The organism is Ralstonia mojiangensis (genome assembly GCF_023955645.1).
Lineage (GTDB): Bacteria > Pseudomonadota > Gammaproteobacteria > Burkholderiales > Burkholderiaceae > Ralstonia > Ralstonia mojiangensis.
This window is the reverse complement of the sequence record NZ_JAMXHU010000013.1, coordinates 1-1075: the sequence shown is the minus strand read 5'-3', so window position 1 is coordinate 1075 and position 1075 is coordinate 1. Positions and strand designations below refer to the sequence as shown.

The 1075-nt window shown below is 58.7% G+C and carries 1 protein-coding gene and 3 tRNA genes; all 4 read left to right on the top strand.

The features are described from left to right. Window positions 1-591: 591 nt before the first annotated feature. Window positions 592-677: transfer RNA gene (locus NG898_RS26050), tRNA-Tyr, on the top strand. Window positions 678-738: 61 nt separating this feature from the next. Beyond that, window positions 739-812 (top strand) — tRNA-Gly (locus NG898_RS26045). A 19-nt stretch (window positions 813-831) separates the two neighbouring features. Next, window positions 832-906: transfer RNA gene (locus NG898_RS26040), tRNA-Thr, on the top strand. Window positions 907-949: 43 nt separating this feature from the next. Beyond that, the coding region (locus NG898_RS26035; protein WP_234499085.1) for a GTP-binding protein at window positions 950-1075 on the top strand (126 nt) is incomplete at its 3' end.

Below are 1075 nucleotides of genomic sequence, written 5' to 3'. Positions count from 1 at the left end.
CGAACAGGACCGTGAAACGACTCCGCGCCGATGATAGTGCGGATTCCCGTGTGAAAGTAGGTCATCGCCAGGCTCTCCCATCTACACCCCAGCTCTGCCTCAGAGCTGGGGTGTTTGCTTTGCGCGATCAGGGCGCTCCCGGCCTGCTGCATTGACCTGTCGGCCAGATCCCGACTACATCTCCCTCCGCTCTCCCGCACAAAACAAAACGCCTCCAAACGGAGGCTCCAGCGGTTGTGCGTGGCGTCTTCGGTTGCTAGGTTCGCTATCGATCGTCTGCTCGCCTAGCGGGGTGCCGTTGCAGGCGCGTTGGCTGTGTTCGCCTTAGGCATGGTTGCATGGCGCTAGGTAGCTACGGCGCTACTGGTCTCGTGGCCCGCCGCTTGGCTGTGCTCGAGACTTCCGAGGAGTGCCCTACAAACGCCTCCGCCGGATGCGTCATCGCACACCGGGGGGGGGGGGCAGCAGCACAGATCCCAATGAACTGGACAGCGCTATAAGGATGAGAGCATCAATGCTCGAAATCTCGCGATTTCATTAAGCAATGCTTGACAGGGTGGCCTGATGGTCCCATAATCGCAAGTTCTCTTCGGAGAGGTGCCCGAGTGGCTAAAGGGGGCAGACTGTAAATCTGTTGGCTTACGCCTACGCTGGTTCGAATCCAGCCCTCTCCACCAGAATTAAGCAGTGAGTTCGGTCCTTAGCCAGGGCCGGGCGGTAAGGGAAGAAGTAACCCAGGCGGGTGTAGCTCAATGGTAGAGCAGAAGCCTTCCAAGCTTACGACGAGGGTTCGATTCCCTTCACCCGCTCCATTCACTGTTAGTAAGTTTCGCCCATGTGGCTCAGTGGCAGAGCACTCCCTTGGTAAGGGAGAGGTCGGCAGTTCGATCCTGCCCATGGGCACCACGCATCCACCAACCCAAATCGCTACCGAGACAGGAGTCGCGTCATGGCAAAGGAAAAGTTCGAGCGGACCAAGCCGCACGTGAACGTTGGTACGATTGGTCACGTTGACCATGGCAAGACGACGCTGACCGCAGCGATCGCAACCGTGCTGTCGAGCAAGTTCGGTGGT